Source organism: Levilactobacillus yonginensis (genome assembly GCF_003946265.1).
Lineage (GTDB): Bacteria > Bacillota > Bacilli > Lactobacillales > Lactobacillaceae > Levilactobacillus > Levilactobacillus yonginensis.
This window is the reverse complement of the sequence record NZ_RHNO01000023.1, coordinates 19,006-36,106: the sequence shown is the minus strand read 5'-3', so window position 1 is coordinate 36,106 and position 17,101 is coordinate 19,006. Positions and strand designations below refer to the sequence as shown.

General features: G+C 48.3%; 15 protein-coding genes and 1 other annotated feature. Of the genes, 6 read left to right on the top strand and 9 right to left on the bottom strand.

Going from position 1 to position 17,101, the window contains the following annotated elements; all coding sequences use genetic code 11:
- Positions 1-567 precede the first annotated feature (567 nt).
- Both tyrS and EKM87_RS10385 read right to left on the bottom strand, forming a co-directional pair.
- Positions 568-1,827: a tyrosine--tRNA ligase gene (gene tyrS, locus EKM87_RS10390; RefSeq protein ID WP_125684500.1), complete on the bottom strand. Its 1,260-nt coding sequence runs from the start codon at positions 1,825-1,827 to the stop codon at positions 568-570.
- Between the two features lie 57 nt (positions 1,828-1,884).
- Positions 1,885-2,082: a binding site (T-box leader), on the bottom strand.
- Positions 2,083-2,128: 46 nt separating this feature from the next.
- The gene (locus tag EKM87_RS10385) at positions 2,129-3,499 is read right to left on the bottom strand and encodes an Nramp family divalent metal transporter (RefSeq protein ID WP_125684498.1); all 1,371 of its coding nucleotides are present in this window, start codon (positions 3,497-3,499) and stop codon (positions 2,129-2,131) included.
- A gap of 203 nt (positions 3,500-3,702) precedes the next feature.
- Between EKM87_RS10385 and EKM87_RS10380 the strand changes: the two genes are divergently transcribed.
- Complete coding sequence (locus EKM87_RS10380) at positions 3,703-3,933, top strand: hypothetical protein (protein WP_125684496.1); 231 nt, start codon at positions 3,703-3,705, stop codon at positions 3,931-3,933.
- Between the two features lie 646 nt (positions 3,934-4,579).
- Here the strand turns inward: EKM87_RS10380 and EKM87_RS10375 are convergent.
- The 4 genes from EKM87_RS10375 to EKM87_RS10360 form a co-directional block, all read right to left on the bottom strand.
- The gene (locus tag EKM87_RS10375) at positions 4,580-4,948 is read right to left on the bottom strand and encodes a MarR family winged helix-turn-helix transcriptional regulator (protein WP_125684494.1); all 369 of its coding nucleotides are present in this window, start codon (positions 4,946-4,948) and stop codon (positions 4,580-4,582) included.
- A 73-nt stretch (positions 4,949-5,021) separates the two neighbouring features.
- Positions 5,022-6,383 carry a DUF2252 domain-containing protein gene (locus EKM87_RS10370; protein WP_125684492.1) on the bottom strand — a complete coding sequence of 454 codons (1,362 nt, stop codon included), beginning with the start codon at positions 6,381-6,383 and terminating at the stop codon, positions 5,022-5,024.
- A gap of 362 nt (positions 6,384-6,745) precedes the next feature.
- Positions 6,746-8,248 (bottom strand): helix-turn-helix domain-containing protein, encoded by a 1,503-nt coding sequence (locus tag EKM87_RS10365; RefSeq protein ID WP_125684490.1) that lies wholly within the window; start codon positions 8,246-8,248, stop codon positions 6,746-6,748.
- A gap of 97 nt (positions 8,249-8,345) precedes the next feature.
- A complete protein-coding gene (locus EKM87_RS10360; protein WP_225426681.1) occupies positions 8,346-8,585 on the bottom strand; it encodes a hypothetical protein in 240 nt (79 codons plus the stop codon).
- A 229-nt stretch (positions 8,586-8,814) separates the two neighbouring features.
- Between EKM87_RS10360 and EKM87_RS10355 the strand changes: the two genes are divergently transcribed.
- Genes EKM87_RS10355 through EKM87_RS10345 form a run of 3 tightly spaced genes read left to right on the top strand, consistent with a single transcriptional unit; the run spans position 8,815 to position 11,224 of the window.
- Positions 8,815-10,035: a glycosyltransferase gene (locus EKM87_RS10355; protein WP_125684487.1), complete on the top strand. Its 1,221-nt coding sequence runs from the start codon at positions 8,815-8,817 to the stop codon at positions 10,033-10,035.
- Between the two features lie 2 nt (positions 10,036-10,037).
- Positions 10,038-10,334, top strand: coding sequence for a hypothetical protein (locus tag EKM87_RS10350; protein WP_125684485.1), 297 nt, complete (start codon positions 10,038-10,040; stop codon positions 10,332-10,334).
- Positions 10,331-11,224 (top strand): polysaccharide deacetylase family protein, encoded by an 894-nt coding sequence (locus EKM87_RS10345; RefSeq protein ID WP_125684483.1) that lies wholly within the window; start codon positions 10,331-10,333, stop codon positions 11,222-11,224. The genes EKM87_RS10350 and EKM87_RS10345 overlap by 4 nt, the downstream gene beginning before the upstream one ends.
- Positions 11,225-11,690: 466 nt before the next feature.
- On the opposite strand, the gene EKM87_RS10340 is transcribed toward EKM87_RS10345, so the two are convergent.
- Positions 11,691-12,689 (bottom strand): NADP-dependent oxidoreductase, encoded by a 999-nt coding sequence (locus tag EKM87_RS10340; protein WP_125684481.1) that lies wholly within the window; start codon positions 12,687-12,689, stop codon positions 11,691-11,693.
- A 186-nt stretch (positions 12,690-12,875) separates the two neighbouring features.
- Between EKM87_RS10340 and EKM87_RS10335 the strand changes: the two genes are divergently transcribed.
- Both EKM87_RS10335 and EKM87_RS10330 read left to right on the top strand, forming a co-directional pair.
- Complete coding sequence (locus EKM87_RS10335) at positions 12,876-13,214, top strand: ArsR/SmtB family transcription factor (protein ID WP_125684479.1); 339 nt, start codon at positions 12,876-12,878, stop codon at positions 13,212-13,214.
- Positions 13,196-13,891, top strand: a complete 696-nt coding sequence (locus EKM87_RS10330) for a type 1 glutamine amidotransferase domain-containing protein (protein ID WP_125684477.1) — start codon at positions 13,196-13,198, stop codon at positions 13,889-13,891. The genes EKM87_RS10335 and EKM87_RS10330 overlap by 19 nt, the downstream gene beginning before the upstream one ends.
- A gap of 514 nt (positions 13,892-14,405) precedes the next feature.
- Here the strand turns inward: EKM87_RS10330 and EKM87_RS10325 are convergent.
- On the bottom strand, positions 14,406-15,809 hold the full coding sequence (locus EKM87_RS10325) for a cytosine permease (protein WP_125684475.1): 1,404 nt from the start codon (positions 15,807-15,809) through the stop codon (positions 14,406-14,408).
- Positions 15,810-16,185: 376 nt separating this feature from the next.
- On the bottom strand, positions 16,186-16,626 hold the full coding sequence (locus EKM87_RS10320) for a nucleoside 2-deoxyribosyltransferase (RefSeq protein ID WP_125684473.1): 441 nt from the start codon (positions 16,624-16,626) through the stop codon (positions 16,186-16,188).
- Between the last annotated feature and the right edge of the window lie 475 nt (positions 16,627-17,101).

Genomic DNA, 17,101 nt, shown 5'->3' with positions numbered 1-17,101 from the left:
GGGTTTGATACCAAGTATCAAACCGCCCTACACATATTTGGTTTGTCGAAACAATGTTCAGTTTTCAAAGGTCTACCAGTCATCTGCTTTCGCAGATGACTTAATAATCATATCATTCAATCAATATGATGTCAACAGGAAGTTTGATTTAACAACGTTTCTCGTTGGCCGCCGTCTCAATGAGACAGCTAATATAATATATCATTTTGTCACCGTGATTGTCAACAACTATTTTCAATCTTTCGAATTGGTCTAGCTGATGAATCGCCGTGACAACGTATATAACTATACCAACCAGGACCCAGCACGTCAACTAAAATATGAAAACAAATGAATCTTTTTTCAAAGGCATATTTTAAACGTGAAAACGCCTAAAATAGTTACCCGACGGCCGTGTGTTTCCTGATTTATTAATTATAACCGTTCGGCTTTATTTTAGCCAGCAATAACCCCGAACATTCATCAGGAATGTTCGGGGTTATTTATATGGCACCATTTGCTCATCATCTACTCAAAAAGAGCTGTAGAAACCCACGATTGGGTTTCTACAGCTCTCTAAAAGTTTAACTAGCCTGCTACACGTACCAAGAAGTACCGTTTCTTACCACGACGAACAATGACAAACTTGCCATCAAAGGCGCTGGCTGGATCAATTTCTGCATCCGTATCCGTCACCTTGTTTCCATTGATGCGAATAGCACCGTTGGTCAAGTCTTCCCGTGCTTGACGACGGGAAGATTCAATCTTGGTATCATCAACGAGCCATTCAACGATGTTCTTCTTGTCGGCATTGACCGTCACAGAAGGCATCTTCTTGAATCCTTGTTCAATTTCATTAGCCGTCAACTCAGCAACATCCCCGGAGAACAACGCCTTCGTAATATGTTGTGCTTCAACCACGGCTTCTTTACCGTGCACAAATTCAGTCACTTCTTCAGCTAACCGAATCTGTGCTTCACGCTTTTCAGGATGGGCTGCTACGGCGTCTTCCAACCGCTTGATTTCATCTTGGTCCAAGAAGGTAAAGTACTTCAAGAACTTGATAACGTCACGGTCATCCGTGTTAATCCAGAATTGGTAGAATTCGTAAGGCGACGTCTTTTCAGGATCAAGCCAAACGTTACCGCCTTCAGACTTCCCAAACTTAGTGCCATCAGCCTTCAGCAACAAAGGAATCGTCAAACCGTAAGCCTTAGCATCTGCACCCTTTTGCTTATGAATCAGGTCAATCCCAGCCGTGATGTTCCCCCACTGGTCAGCACCACCAATTTGCAATTGAACGTCTTCTGCTTCAAACAAATGAAGGAAATCAATCGACTGCAGAATTTGGTAAGTGAATTCCGTGTAAGAAATCCCCACTTCCAACCGTGAAGCAACGACTTCCTTATTTAACATGTTGTTCACGTTAAACAGCTTCCCGTAGTCCCGTAAGAAGTCCAACAGGGAAACCTTAGACAACCAGTCATAGTTGTTCACAATTTTAAAGGACCCATCTTGACCAAAGAGGTGTTCCATTTGGCCCGTCAGGCATTCTTGGTTGTGGCGCACTTGATCCATCGTTTGCAGAACCCGTTCTGCCTTCTTACCTGAAGGATCACCAATGGAACCAGTAGCCCCACCAATCACAATGTATGGTCGGTGACCAGCCAATTGGAATCGTTTCAGAATCATGAATGGAATCAAGTGTCCAATATGCATGGAATCCCCAGTTGGGTCAATCCCAGCGTACAAACCAACCGCTTTTTCGTTAACTAACTCACCTAAACCAGCTTCATCAGTCTGTTGGTTGATAGCACCGCGCCACTTTAACTCATCAATAATCGACATATTCTTTTCCTCCTACAGTGTTTGTCTCAACAAAAAAATCCCCAATGGCCCAAGGCCATCAGGGACGAATTGAAATCCGCGTTACCACCCAAGTTGTTGTCAATTGACAACCGCTCGTCATCTTTAACGGAATGACCCGCCGATTACTCGGCCGCTCCGCAGCGTAATTCGTGAAGACGGACGTTCTGACTCCCAGCACCGTCAGATCTCTTGACCGGAGCCGCCCTCACTACTGAACTGTTTCCTAGCTTATGAACTCGATGATACCGGGACACCGACGAAAAGTCAATACGCCAGTTGGTTAAAAGAGGTCGGTCAGCGTGGTCCAGACAATCTGAATATTCAGAATGGTCAGGACAATCGTACATACCCACGCCAAAATCGTCACCCATTTTTTATTGACCCACTGTTCTCCCATGATCTTCTTCGACGACGTAAAAATTGTCAGTGGAATCATTGAGAATGGCAGAGCGATTGATAAGAAGACTTGCGAATTAACCAAGAGATTATCCAACGCCGCTTCACTACCACCATATATGATAGTAATAATGATAACGGGAACGACAGAAATCAACCGCGTCACCAGTCGCCGCACCCAAAGTGGAATCTTCATGTTCACGAAGCCTTCCATGATGACCTGACCAGTCAAGGTTCCCGTAATCGTTGAGTTTTGACCCGAAGCGAGCAAGGCAACCGCAAATAGCGTTGATAACACTGGTGACGCAACGGCCCCTGCCAAATGGTTGTCTTGTAAAGCAGCGTACAGATTGCCGAACGTCCCCAATTGATCAGTGCTCTTACCGAAGAACATAGCTGCCCCTAACAGCAGTAAGAGACAGTTGATCACAAACGCCCCAATTAATTGAATGTTAGAATCCCAAGTCGTGAATTTGACCGCCCGGGCCATTTCCTGAGGATCTTCCCGGTTGAATTTCCGTGTCTGAGAAATGGAAGAGTGCAAGTAGAGGTTATGTGGCATTACCGTTGCACCCACGATTCCCAGCGCCATTGTTAACTGTCCAGGATGAGCAATTTCTGGACGTGGAATGAAGTTGGCTACCGCCGCCCCCATGTTCGGTTGCGCAATGATCACTTCATAGGCAAAGACCACCAAGATCACGGTAATCAAGCACAGCACGATGGCCTCAATTTTACGAAACCCAAGTTTAGTTAATAGTAATAGTAGTAACACGTCGAAAACGGTCAGGGAGACCCCAATAATCAGTGGGACCCCAAACAACAGTTGTAGGGCAATCGCGCCCCCAATTACTTCCGCAATGTCAGTCGCCATGATGGCCAACTCCGTCATGACCCACAACACGGCGCCAATCCGTTTACCCGTATGTGCCCGAGTTGCTTGGGCCAAATCCATCTGCGTCACAATGCCCAGTTTAGCCGCCATGTACTGAAGCAACATCGCGATTAAACTCGAAATCAAGATTACAGACATCAGCAGGTAACCGTACTTGGCACCCCCGCCGATTGACGTCACCCAGTTCCCTGGATCCATGTACCCCACGGCAACTAAGGCGCCGGGACCAGAAAAGGCCAATAAATTCTTCAAAAAACCCTTTTCCTTTGGAATCGTTACGGTCCCGTTAATTTCTTCTAATGACGGGCCGTTTGCGTAACCGCCAATGTTAGTCGGCTTCGTTGAAACGTTGTCTGTCATGTTTTCAACTCCTCTTTCTAAATGGTATTTCACCATTATACTGGCCCGTCAGTAATTGTAAAGACTTTTTTAATCGCCCCTAACTTTATTTTCACATTGCCCATTAAATAAATAACCCTAAAAATGCAAATTATCCTTGCATTTTCAACGGGTTTGCAACATAATATCCTTCATATTGTTTTTTACAGAAAGTGGTGACTTAAATGACCAACACACGAATTTTTATTGATATGCTTGCCCCCTTATTCATTGCGATCATTGTGCTTGCCGGACTGGCCGCACTGATCAACCTCCGCATCACCGCTGCTGTTATCGGTCTCGGAGGACTGGGCTTTGGCGGACTTGCCATCGTCGTGATCGGCGGTCTACTCGCCGACGCCATTACCCGCTTAAGAGAATCTACGCAACTTAAATCGCCAACAAAAAATCGGTAGCCTACCAGTCAACTTGCTGATAGTCACTCCCGATTTTTTTCTTGCCTAAAAATTGAAAATTCAAAAGGCGTTATCGACTTAAAATTAGTCTCACCCCGCCGCCACCTGTGGCGGTCAGAGATTCCGCCTGCTGTGGGGAACGCCTCCGGCCTGAAAAGCGGTCCTTCGGCTCGGTTTGAAGCCTGGGAAAACCACCAGTCTTCAAACACGTCCCACGCTGTAAGCCGAAAATCGGCTAACACCGTCGACACCGCTGGCTCCACCTCTGACCACCTCCGGTTAAACAGGTTCTTAGAAACTAAACTAGCTTACACGCCTGAATGACAGGCACTTACGCAATTTTATTGACGCGCCACTAGCTAGCCGAGAGTGAGCCAAATTTGGACTAAGCCGTGGGATTTTCAAGTGACTTTCTTGAAAATGGCGACTTGAAGACGTGCTTTGCGGCTTCAAGCGAGGTGTAAGACCGCTCTTTGGCTTGTCCCGTCCTGCCCGCCGCGTTCCAGTCCAAATTTGGCGAACGGTAAGGCGGTAGCTTCTCACTATGTCTGATACGCAATCCTTGTTGTATCAAGCATAGTGGGTGTTTCAACGCTTCAGCCTTTCGTTTCTTACCTTTTCTTGAACCGTGATAAACAGCTCACGGTCAATTAGCCGCCCCGTATAATTCCTGAAGCGTCTTATGTAAAATATCTGGTAATTGCTGCTGAATCACGTCCAACTGCTGTTGGCCTTGCACCGTTAAGGCCAAGTACCGTCGCCGACGATCATTTGAGGCAACATGCTGCTTAAGATAGCCACGCTTACATAAATCGACCACCAAATTGGACGTCCGAGTCGCCGAAAAGCCTAATTTATGGGCGACCTGAGCCACTGAAAGTTGTTCACTGCCAACGTATCCCAACAATTGACATTGTGGCAAGTTGACTGCCATATCTGCCAGGGGTTGATTGTAACACTGTGTCACGACCGTATAAATTTGGGTCAGGCGTTGTAATTGCTCCTGCTCCACCATGCGCCCCACTCCCTCCAAATCAATTTTGTATCCGCTTTCATTGTACCACGACCACATTTCTGTGGCGACCTGCTTAAGCCAATCTGTACTCCCTAAAGGCAGCATAGTCTGTCTTAACTTGTTCAGCATAAGACCAGGCAAACGCGGCCAAGCTCTCATCAAAGTGTTTGCCACTCCCGATGTACCCACGAATCTCCGCAGCTGTCGGGCTTTGACAATGGGCAATTGCCAGCGTCCAAGCACAAGTATTCGCATAACTCTGGAACTGATCCCAATCCAGCTGCGTCAGATCGATTGATTCCTTCATATCCCGAAATTGCCGCACGTAAAAGCTCTGCTGTTGCCCGGCAAAGTAACCCAAGAAGGGATCCGAAGCCGACTGCAGAATTTTCTGACAATCCACGATTCGTTGCCCTTCCGTTTGCTCAAGGGCCACCGTAATTTCAGTCTCTGCCTGACTACCGACCTGTCGAGTTGGCAACGCCTCTTTGACCTGTAGTACCAAGTGGGAACCGTCAATACTGGTCAGCAGAACCAGATAGCAGCGGGACCCGAAACTACCGACCCCAACGCTATGCCGAACAATATCCGTAATGTGATACTGCGAAAGCAACAGGTTCACGTCCGGCCGTAAAGACTGCCGGTATGCTGCGAAGTAAGCTGCAATGTGACTGGTCACGTCATCATCCACGTGCATGGTACGCGGTGCATTTTCACGAAAGCATAAGTTACCACGGACATCCAGCGTTGTAAATTTACGAACGACTTGTTCCGAGTCCCGCTTATTAGCCCGATTGATAATCGTGGTTAACAGCTGGGAATTGTCATTATCCAACGCACTAGCTTTCACCAACCGGTCCACATCGTTTAGTGGATAGAAACGGGCCAGGGTCGTCTGTTCAAACATCTGCTTGTTACTCTTACGATAACTCTCAGCAACCAGTGGTAATAATTGCCGCAGTTTCTTCTCCTTGAACCCGTTCGCTTCACCTGCTAAGAGCACACTGACCAATAACCGTTTCAAATCCCACTCCCAGGGATTGATCCCTGCTTCATCGAAGTCGTTCAAATCAAATAATAGCCGGCGCTCCGGGGAAGCATAAAACCCAAAGTTCCCGATGTGGGCATCCCCACAAATAAAAGTCGTGATGGGCGTGTTCAACTGTTTACGCAGGTCGGCCTCCATTAATTCCGCCGTTCCCCGGAAAAAGGAAAAGGTCGACGCACCCATGCGCTGGGTCCGTTCCGGCAAAAGCTCTGGTAACAATAACTGCCGAATACGGTCCATCAAAAGGTTACTGTCCCGCTCAACGGGGTGGTAAGCGCCCAGCTGTTCAAACGAAACCTGTTCCCGGGCGCCTTTGCCCAACTGACGCAGTTCCGCAATCGTCTTATTCACTTGAACCCTTCCGGTACTAAAAGCTGCTGGCGTCATCACGCCACCTCCCGTCATTAATTGCCTCTTATTTTACCGCAAATTAGACTAACCGCGTCAAGATTAACTATAACCAGTGGGTAAATAGTCCCCTACAGTGTTCGCCTCCCTGAAGCCCCCCCTGAATGTCACCGCAACAGCAACCATCTAACGTTGTTTATCATCATCTAATTTTAGCGATTAGTTGATAGCCCTTATATATAGTAGATTTTTACAGTAATTATTCACCATTATCGGTCATTTCCCTTGATACCAGTCCGTTTCGGGATAGTCGGCGTTACAAAATTCAAGCAATCAATAAAGGGAGGCCCTGACCGACGTCATAGTCTCCCTCGTTATTCATTTAAAAGTGTTTAACCAACTTAGCCACCGTTCACACCATCTCGATGTGAAATCTGACTACTCCGGTTATTGAAGTCCAGCGCAAATAGTGACAACTCGTGGTGGCGCAACGTTCGAATCAACCGATCCAAATTTTCGCCGTACTCCAGCTCCTTGACCCAGTGAAAGGCCTCCAACTGGTGACGTTGGGCAAATTCTGCTGCCAACGGGTCGATGCCGTACACCACTAAATAATTATCCCGGTGAGTCTGATCGATCACCGTTTGATTGGTGAGTAAGGTTAAGTGCACGATACCACTCAACAAACGGTTAAAAATATCCGTGGTCACGCCAATCATGTCATAGGTCACTAAGATTTCAACCTTAGCCGCCGTCAACGTCAACCCATTTGTATATTTACTCAGGTAACGTTGAACGAGTCGCAAGTCGGCTGGCCCCACTTGTCCGGGGTACAACCGGCCCATACTGTCAGCCAAGGCCAAGGCCGCCGCCATAGAGGCTGGTGTTGGTCGGTAAAGCGCTGTAATTTCTGGACGCAATAGCGGATCGACCCGAAAGAGGAGCATGAACTGGCAGAGTGAAAAGAGCCAGTTGGCAAACCAATCCGCCCCGCTGGCATAGTCTTCAAGTTCGGTAACCCCCGGGGCTAACTGATAAAAGCCGCCATGTTGTTTGAGTCCCCGGTACAACCGAGCCATGGCTTGTGGCTGTAAGGCCCGCACAAAATACGGCGAACTCGTCAGTAAGTAATCCAGCGTCGCTAGTTCCGTCAGGACTTCCTGCGGTGAATCCCCCAACTGGGCCTGCATTTGCTCGGCCAACGTGCGCAGATCCGTCAAGTGAGCCAATGGGAATCGGAGCGCCTCGAACCGGTGGCCCCGCTCCAACCGCAACAGTGCTACCGTAATCATGAGGTCTCGTCGCTGAGCCAGGCTAGCAGAATCTTGATACAGGCGCGAAGACTGATAAGTCTGCACGAACTCATCGTGAAGTGGCATCAACTTTTTGGCGAGCCGAGGCAAACCGACCACAGGGGTTAAGGTGGTGGTAAACAACATAAAATAGAAGAGCTGAATCAGAGCTTCATCCCCCACAATCTGTAAGGGACTGGCCGTCAGCTGTAAGTTGTATTGTGCCAGCTGCATCTTCATCGGCCGCATCCGGCGATTAAAAGTCGATAAACTGATATCGTGACGAGCACAGAAATCCGCCGTTTCCTGCGACTCAGATGTAATCGTCGCCAATAAAGCCTGATACGGGATACTTTGTAAATAAAGCCAGTGGCGGTACGTATCCATTGAAACGGTCGTCTCTAGGTAATCCTTACTCAAACTCGTCGTGCCATCTAAGACTAATAAGTCAGTCCGCAAATTAAGCAACACGTGATAGGCGCGTGAATAACTCACATCGGCCGCCGTCGCAAAGGCAGTCAAACTAAAGCGTTGTCCATGGTCGTTGATAAACGTTAACAACCGCAGTTTTAGAATATCCTTGGCCGTTAACATGGCAAAATCGATTTTCACTGCAATCCTCTCCCCCACGCGAGTTAGATAGCGAAAACCCCTGAGCCGTGGTTAAAACTACCACCAGCTCAGGGGCCCGTTACCCGCACGTTCTCTCTCAGTCGATGCTAGTAATGGTCACGCCACGTTCATCGAATTCCGCTAAGGTTTCTTTTAAAATGATTCGGGGATCGTCGTACCGAATTCCCGGTAAAACGCTACTGGTAAAGTTTCCGGTCAGTTGGCCGTCCTGAACTTCTGGTGAGATCCGAACATCGGCGCCTTCACTGGTCGACAGCGTCACACTCTGCCCTTCAGTTAACCGATCGACTAACGGTAAAATTGGCATCTGTTGCATCAATTCGATCACCCTCCCATACTTGCTTTCTCCCTCATTCTACCACGGTCCAGTCGAAACAGCCGTCAGCCCCGCTCAGCGAATCAAAATTAGGAATAACTTTCTTAATAACTCCTTAAGTTTCCCCCACATTTGCTATCTGCTATTCCCTGAATACGTTGGTTGTGGTATTCTCAAGGCCGTCTATTTAATAGCATGAACGACACATTCTGGGGGAGAATAATAAGTTATGTGGTTTAACAATCTGAACACCGGCTTTGTGGTGGGCTACCCAATTTTCGTTTCCATTATTTGGATTACTGGGTGCCTATTCTCAGGCCTTTTAAGGCGTCATCAAGTACGCCCGTCACTCAATCTGACGACTGAACCATTCGTCTCAATATTGGTTCCAGCGCATAACGAATCGGATACACTCCGATCAGCCGTCCGATCCTTGGCAGAACTAGAATATGAAAAGTATGAGGTCGTCTTGATCGACGACTGTAGTTCTGACGATACGTTGGCCATCATGCACGACTTAAAAGCGCAGTGGGCCGACGAATTACCCATCACCGTTGTCGGCCTCCCCGTTAACCAGGGAAAGGCCAACGCGTTGAACCAGGGCTTAAAAGCAGCTAAGGGTGACTACTTAGTCGGTATCGATGCTGACTCCTTGTTGGCTCCCGACGCTGTGACCCAACTCATCACGACCTTGACCATGCAACCAGATTACGGGGCTGTCACTGGAAAACCAGTCGTCCGCAACCGGTCGAGTCTATTAGGCCGTCTCCAATTACTGGAGTACGTTGGCGTGATCGATATCATCAAAAAGGCGCAAGCCTACCTAACCGGGAGCATTACCACGGTATCCGGTGTCATCGTTGCCTTTCGTCGGGCAGCCCTAGAGGACGTTGGTGGGTGGAATCCTGCCGTGATGACCGAAGATATCGACATCACCTGGCGACTTTACCGCCACAACTGGCGCGTGGCCTACGAACCCCGCGCGGTTTGTTGGATTCTGGTTCCCGAGCGTTTCCGCGGCTTGATCAAGCAACGCCAACGTTGGTCACGAGGCGGGCTGGAAGTCCTCTTCACTAACTGGCGCGGTTTCTACCGTAACCCGTGGGGCCAACGCTTCCTGTTACTTGAAACGGTCATCAGTAATATTTGGGCCCTAATGACGGCGCTCAGCGTCTTGACCTACACCATCAAATTGATTTTCCTGCATGGCCTGTCATTGGACGGAAACCTGCTGTTGATCCTGCTGATTCTAAGTGGTGTGCAATTCACCCTTGGGTTTATGGCCTCACAGGTCACCGCCAAATTAGCCGGACCGGAGCTGCTGCTGGTCCCCATCTACGTGTTGTACTACTGGATGATCAACTTGATCAGCTGTTTGGCCGCCATTTCCTCGTACATCATTGATCCCAAGCGACGAGGAACCTGGCGTAGTCCAGATCGAGGTATCTAATTATGAAAAAACAATCGAACTTTGATCCCGTTATTCGTCACCAAACGGGACACGCCAGCCACCTTGCCCGCATTATTATCTTAGTTGCCTTGTGGGCTTTCGTTGCGTTGGTCGTGTGCATGAATATTGCCTTTAAAATGGGAATCTACAGTGATAGCCTGGTCAGCATTTATTTGCTGCTGAACCTGACACCACATGCAAACAACGGTTTTCTCATCTTGATTGGGTGTCTGCTGATCATTGTCCCTATCTACTGCATTTACCGCTGGATTCACATTAAAAAGGAGGGTCACGCATGACGCCCCGCTCACGAAAAGGCCTCTTGATTGGCCTCCTGATAGCCCTGGTCTTTGGCCTTGGTTGGACCTTCCAACGCCAAGCCGTTAAGTTGCACAGCACGGAAGAAAGCTATGCCCTACCCGCCCGCTTCCAAAAGGACCAGAACGGTATCATGGTCTTCTGTTACCACCGGGTTGTTAAGGGAACCGTGCCCACCCAGATCGCGCAAAAGCTTTCAAATAACTCTCAACTACACGAATTCAACGTTCCTGCTAGCGAGTTTGCGGCACAGATGAAGGAATTACATGACAATCACGTCAAAATCATTTCATCCGAACAAATGACCCAAATGGTTGCGAGCCATCACCCCATCAAGGGCAAGTACGCCGTGCTTTCCTTTGATGATATTGACCGCAGTGTCCTGGACAACGCCGTACCCGTGATGAGGAAATACAACTTTCCTTTCACGGCCTTCGTGATCACCGGGAACACCGGCCAATACCGTGAAGGTAGCCAAATGGCCACTTGGTCCCAGATCAAGGCGGCCAAGAAGCTGATGGGCGACAAGATGACGCTGGGCCTGCATACGCATAACCTGCATCATTTGACGGCTAAAATGGAACCCGTCTTCATGCAACCCCACTACCTGGGAAAGTTTGAACGGGACTTCCACCTATCTGCCAAGGAACTCAAAGCCCACACTGGTGTGACAGCGAACGCGTTCGCCTACCCCTATGGTGGTGGAACGACGCAGATCAATAACTTCCTGGCTCATCAACAATTGAACTGGGTGGCTACGCTGGATTCTGGTATCGTCACCAGCAAAACCAATATGAATGAAACGCCACGGTTGATCGTTAACCACGAAAGTTGGCCGTCCATCATCAAATGGTTGAAAACCAGTAAGTAAGCCTGATGATACGTTAAAGAGCTAGGTATGAAATCACTCATACCTAGCTCTTTTTTTGCGGCTTAAAGGTTGTTATAACACTAACATTAACTTGTGTGTTCATCCGCCTTACCGGCCGCCAGCTATGGGCTGGAAAATGACGGTCTCATAGTTTCCACCAAGTCTTTTCTTAGTCTATGAACTAATAAAAAGTGTGTTTAGAAAATTAGAATAGTGACTATTATCGAGGAATAAAAAAACAATTCTCAAAGCCACCCACTAAGAGAATTGTCATGAGAGCAATACAACGCCTTCTACGAACGATGCATCACTTGGCTAGATTTGACCAGCCATCCAATTACACCCTCGCTAAAAAAGTGAAAATCATAATAACTGACCACTCCCCAAGTTTACCAGTCACTTTAAGTGACTAGTCTATTTCGTATACCCAAAAATTAATCAGTTAGTAGATCCCCGACCTTTTTGACTAACTAATGTTAAGGATGATTTTTCCGCGAGCGTGTCCGTTCTTAGCGTAAGCTAGCGCACGATTCAGTTCATCAAAATTAAAGTTGCGATCGATAATTGGACGCAATTGCTCCTGTTCTATTAAGCGCGTTAATTCTGCTAGCTCAGTACCACTAGGCCACATGAAGAGAAACCGATAGGCTACCTGTGTCTGCTTTTCCAAGTGATCTAGCCGATGCGTTGCTAGTCTGAAGAGGCCACGTTTCCATCGTGAGAGACCATATTCCTTTGCGAAACGGGCATTAGGCAAACCGGAGATGCTAACCACCTGGCCGCCTGGTTTGACGATTGAGAAGGCTTGCTCGAGATTTTTTCCACCTAGAGTATCAAACACAGCGTCGTAATCCGTCAGCGCATCCGCAAAGTTTTCAGTATGGTAATCGATGACGCGGTCGGCGCCCAACTTGCGAACGAGATCGAAATTTCGCGGGCTGGTTGTGGTCGCGACAATGGCACCGAGGCGCTTGGCCAACTGAATGGCTACTGTGCCAATGCCCCCCGAACCGGCTTGAATCAGTACGTGTTGGCCAGGTTTAATTTGTAGGATATCGTGGAGCGCCTGATAACTCGTCAAACCGACTAGTGGCATTGCGGCTGCCTCCTTGAAGCTGAGATTGCGGGGCTTTAAGGCGATATCGTTAGCATCGACCGCCAAGTATTCCGCGAAGGTACCAATCCGGTTCTTACGAGGCCGACCGTACACGGCGTCGCCAACCTTAAAGGTTGTGACGTCGGTACCCACAGCCACTACTTCGCCGGCAAAATCACTGCCGATGATCAGTGGCATCTGGTAAGACAGTAATATTTTTAGGCCACCTGCCATCGTTTTCAGGTCGATGGGGTTGATACTGGCAGCTTTGATTTTGACTAGTACGTCGGTTGGTTGCAGCGTTGGGATGGCGACGGTCTTGATGCTGGGTATGACTTGCTGATAGTGAGTAATTACGGCGGCTTTCATAGTTTTAGACACGCTGTTTCGCACTCTTTTCCGTTTATATTTTTGAACGATTAAAAATCATATTACACAATTGGTTTAAAAATGTCAACGAATAAGTTTGAGACTGATCATTGCTACATCAAAGTTGACAAAGAGACAATAGCATGTTTTAATTGTTTAAAATAATAAACGATTAGGTGATATAAATTGTCGAATTTAACCAAATTAAAACACGAGTTCACGCGCTCTAGCGACTTTCTAGTCGCACTGGGAGATCAGAAGCGCCAAGCGATCATCATTGCACTACTGGATCAGAAGGTTATCCATCGAGGACTTCAGGTTACCGACCTCATCGGCGTCACAGGGCTCTCACGGCCAGCCGTGTCGCACCATCTCAAAATTTTAAAGGACGTTCAGCTCGTCGACTATCGACGGGAAGGGACGAAGAACTTCTACTATCTCACGCATCAGACCAAAGCCATTGACCAATTGAAGACCCTCTTAGACCACGTTACGGAGACGATGACATGCAATCAAAACCTTTAAAGAAAATCCTAATTGTACTTACAAATACGACACGCTATGGCAATACGACCGACCCGACTGGATTGTGGCTGGGCGAAGCGACCGAATTTGCCCTAATTCTACAGCAGGCCGGCTATCAGATCGATTATGTCAGTCCTAAGGGCGGTTTCGTGCCGCTGGATCCGCGTAGCATGAAATACACCGATAGTGAAATTATGGCGTTCTATGAGACTGCCGACTTCCAACAGCGGGCGTTAACCCATTCACTAGCACCAACGCAGGTTGACCCGGCGGATTACGCCGCAATTTACTATGCTGGCGGTCACGGTGTCATGTGGGATTTCCCCGACAATAAACCCCTTCAGAGCCTCGCTGCCAGTATCTATGCCAACGGTGGTTACGTTACAGCCGTCTGTCATGGGATTGCAGGACTCCTAAACATTCAAACGGCTTCCGGCGAATATTTAATTGCTAACCGCAACGTCACCGGGTTTACCAAATCTGAGGAGATTTTGGCTGGCAAGCAATCAGTCGTTCCGTTTTTCAATCAAGCAGTTGCTGAACAACGAGGGGCGACCTTCCTAAAGCGCCGTGCCTACAAGGAATATGCCGTTCAGGATGGCCATCTGATTACCGGTCAAAATCCCTTTTCGGCCAAAGCAGTCGCCCGGTTGTTGGTTCAAAATTTAGCAAAATAACCCCCCTCCTGATGACAAGTCTATTTAATTTTCAATATAACGCGGTATCAGGTCCGTATTTCCCTAGATTTATGCTTAACCAATGGTAGGAACGGACACAACTTGAAGCCTCGAAAGTTCCTAGTCTACAAGCTTGGTCGGCATGGGTGGCTCAACTAACCCCCTGTCAGCGGTAATCATGTTCCACCACAATCAGAACCGGAGGAGACCAGGGATGTAGCCAGCCGTGAAAGTGGTGTTAGCTGGCGATTTTTTTGCCAGCCTACAGCACGGGCGACTTTGAAGACAGGGGGCCTTCGTGGCTTCAAATCGAGCGAGAAGCCCGTCCTTTGGCTGAAGCGTCCCCCACGGCAGGCGGAATCCCTGGCCTCCGGAGTGCGACCAATTTAACTAGTTGATGATTAAAAACCGGGTCCCCGCCAAAGGTGCGGGAACCCGGTTTTTATTTTTATTAAGGCTGGTAACCAGCTTGGCCTTCACCAAAAACCGCGCTGAGTTACACAGTTTTAAACACTTATTTTGCTGGAACCACCTGTGACCGGGTTGCTCGCATCAATAACCAGTAGATTACCGCCGTAATGGCCATCGCAATAAACGTTGCACCAACGGTATTGGCAATCGCTGGTACCTGCTTTAGTCCCCAGTAAGAGACGACCCCCAGAATCCAACTGATGACCGCCAGCCAATTAATCCCGTGCGTGTACCAGTATGCGCCACGGACTTTCGTAAACTCACCTAGTTCATACTGCTTACGCTTCAGGAAGAAGTAATCAACCAAGAAGATGGCAATCTCTGGTCCCAAGAACATCCCAATTCCATCCAAGAACGCCTCAAACACGTCCAAGAAACTGGCCAGGTAAACCGGAATAAAGGTTACCAGTGTGGCCGTTAACGTCACGATCCACAGACTAACATTCAACGATAGTCGATGCGTCATGTTTGTCAGCGCCGATCCCGCCGACATCAAGTTGACCGCGTTGGCCGTGGTACTGGTCAAGACAATGACCAACAGTGCAATGATGCCTAAGCCCAATTTAGCTGCGACCGTACTGGGATCAGAGTTATTCGGGTCGAAATGATTCAGCGAGACCGCCGTCCCAATCGTGGCGAACAACCCAATGAACGCGAACCAGAAGAGGCCGAGATTAGCTCCAAGGAAGGAATAGGTCGTCGCTGCCGACTTCTTAGCCGTGAACCGACTAAAGTCAGAGGCCGCCGTTACCCAGGCCAAGTTGAATGCTGCTAGTGTATCAGCCGCAACCCCCGAGGACATCCGCAAGCTGTGCGGTGGCTGCCAGGACACAATGTCGTGGAAGGAGACAGTTTGAAAGACGACCACCGATTCCCACAAGACAAAGATGACGACCAGCACAATGCCGACCCGTTCAATCATCCGCACAGATTTTTCCCCGACTGAAATACTCAATAAATGCAGGATACTCATAATAATAATACCGACAATCAGCCCAAACGTCCCACCTGGCTTGCCGTAAAGCGGCCAGCCAAACAATTCCCCAAAGATATAGCTGATCGACGTTGCCGCAATGAAAGTATTCACTGCGGCCCATCCAATAAATTGAATCACGTTGATCACGGAAGGAATGAAACTCCCCCGTAATCCAAACGATGCCCGGGTCAGTGCCATGGCTGGCACACCGGTCCGATAACCCATGTAACTCGCAACCGCAAGCAAGGCGTATGAAATCAGCCCCACAATCACCAACGTGGTCGACGCTGTTAGAAACCCACAGGCGGCAATGACTCCCCCAATGTACCAGGTTCCGTTGTTCGCGTTTGCCCCGATCCACGTTGCAAATAAGTCCCAGTTAGACATCCGCCGATGAGCCAACGGAATCGATTCAACCCGTCCAAACTCAGCCGGGCCTTTGTTGCCATAAGCTTTCAGGTCTTGTGCCATGGATTCTCACCTTTCTCTTTAGTTCTTCGAAGCCGTCTCTAACTGCCACGCTACACATTGATAGTCAGGTTCACAATTGATGTCACTGACTTAGTTAAGTCAAATGACTGGACATATTTCATTTAATTAATAACCCACCAAGTTGTAACGTCCGCCCATCAAGATATGCCAGAATTTCAAATATTTACCGGTCATAAATTACCACTATTTAGCTAGCGGAAGGCCGTGGGCTCAGCCGTGAAACTGCCTTAACGGCATGATTTTCGCCGTTTAGGCAGCGCCGGCTTGGGAGACCGCTTTTTGGCTCCCAAACGTGCGCACAGCGTTCCAGCCCTACAAGGCCTGTAGCTAGCGGCATACACCCGACAACGTTTATTTAAAGGATTTCACCAACGAATTCGCCAGGAGTCATCTGATTAAAATCATACGTTTCAAAGTCGGCAACGTTCTTGGTGTACCAGTGCATACTTTCGGTAATCATCAGGTTGACCGCTTCGTCCTTTTCCTGCAGGGCTAGAATTGGCTTATCGCTCATCGTTGCGACGCCCAATTCGTAGGCCGTACCAGAGTCTAAGTTTTTAGCCTCGAAGTCAATGACCGTCACAATCACGTCCGCTGCGGCAATTTGCCCCATATCGCGGTGGAAGATTTCAGTGGCCCACGGCTTCGTGAACTGTTCATGCTCAGCATCTTGATGCAACCGGGGTGAATAAAAATCGGTCACCGTCGGATTGGCTTCCAAAGCGGCCTCCAAGCGTTTCACCCGGTCGACCTGTTCGGGACTAAAGAACGGACTTGCTACATAAATCTGTGCCATGTATAAAACTCCTCCATCGTTTGTCTTTCAACCAATTGGCCATGAAAAAAGCGGCCAAATTCCGCAAGGATTCAGGCCGCTAGGTGCATGCCAAGGGCATACTTCTACCGAACCTTTGTTAGCCTCACAGGACTAAGTTAAAAGGACTATTTGGTTGTTGTTAGGTATTATACGGGGCCAAAAAGTATCCGTCAATCACCATTCATTAAAATTAGTTTGAGGTTAACCGTTACACTCTGCAGGTGCCACGGCCTGTCAGCTTTTTAATTTTTATTTTTATCACGACTAGTCGGTTAACTAATCGTGCTTGCCATTAATCCACTTCAGTCAAAAAACAAATTTCTCATTCACTTGAAAGCTAGCCCAACTTTAAACAGAGTCACGGCCTCCTCTGTCTCAAGTCACTAGCCACCCTCATCAATTTACTTTGAGGTTAACAACTAAAGGTTGAAAGCACTGAAACACCCACCATGTC

Excerpts from the sequence above, each read along its gene's own strand:
- tyrS (WP_125684500.1), bottom strand. The coding sequence starts at position 1,827 with ATGTCGATTATTGATGAGTTAAAGTGGCGCGGTGCTATCAACCAACAG.
- EKM87_RS10385 (WP_125684498.1), bottom strand. The coding sequence starts at position 3,499 with ATGACAGACAACGTTTCAACGAAGCCGACTAACATTGGCGGTTACGCA.
- EKM87_RS10380 (WP_125684496.1), top strand. The coding sequence starts at position 3,703 with ATGACCAACACACGAATTTTTATTGATATGCTTGCCCCCTTATTCATT.
- EKM87_RS10375 (WP_125684494.1), bottom strand. The coding sequence starts at position 4,948 with ATGGTGGAGCAGGAGCAATTACAACGCCTGACCCAAATTTATACGGTC.
- EKM87_RS10370 (WP_125684492.1), bottom strand. The coding sequence starts at position 6,383 with ATGACGCCAGCAGCTTTTAGTACCGGAAGGGTTCAAGTGAATAAGACG.
- EKM87_RS10360 (WP_225426681.1), bottom strand. The coding sequence starts at position 8,585 with ATGCAACAGATGCCAATTTTACCGTTAGTCGATCGGTTAACTGAAGGG.
- EKM87_RS10355 (WP_125684487.1), top strand. The coding sequence starts at position 8,815 with ATGTGGTTTAACAATCTGAACACCGGCTTTGTGGTGGGCTACCCAATT.
- EKM87_RS10350 (WP_125684485.1), top strand. The coding sequence starts at position 10,038 with ATGAAAAAACAATCGAACTTTGATCCCGTTATTCGTCACCAAACGGGA.
- EKM87_RS10345 (WP_125684483.1), top strand. The coding sequence starts at position 10,331 with ATGACGCCCCGCTCACGAAAAGGCCTCTTGATTGGCCTCCTGATAGCC.
- EKM87_RS10340 (WP_125684481.1), bottom strand. The coding sequence starts at position 12,689 with ATGAAAGCCGCCGTAATTACTCACTATCAGCAAGTCATACCCAGCATC.
- EKM87_RS10330 (WP_125684477.1), top strand. The coding sequence starts at position 13,196 with ATGCAATCAAAACCTTTAAAGAAAATCCTAATTGTACTTACAAATACG.
- EKM87_RS10325 (WP_125684475.1), bottom strand. The coding sequence starts at position 15,809 with ATGGCACAAGACCTGAAAGCTTATGGCAACAAAGGCCCGGCTGAGTTT.
- EKM87_RS10320 (WP_125684473.1), bottom strand. The coding sequence starts at position 16,626 with ATGGCACAGATTTATGTAGCAAGTCCGTTCTTTAGTCCCGAACAGGTC.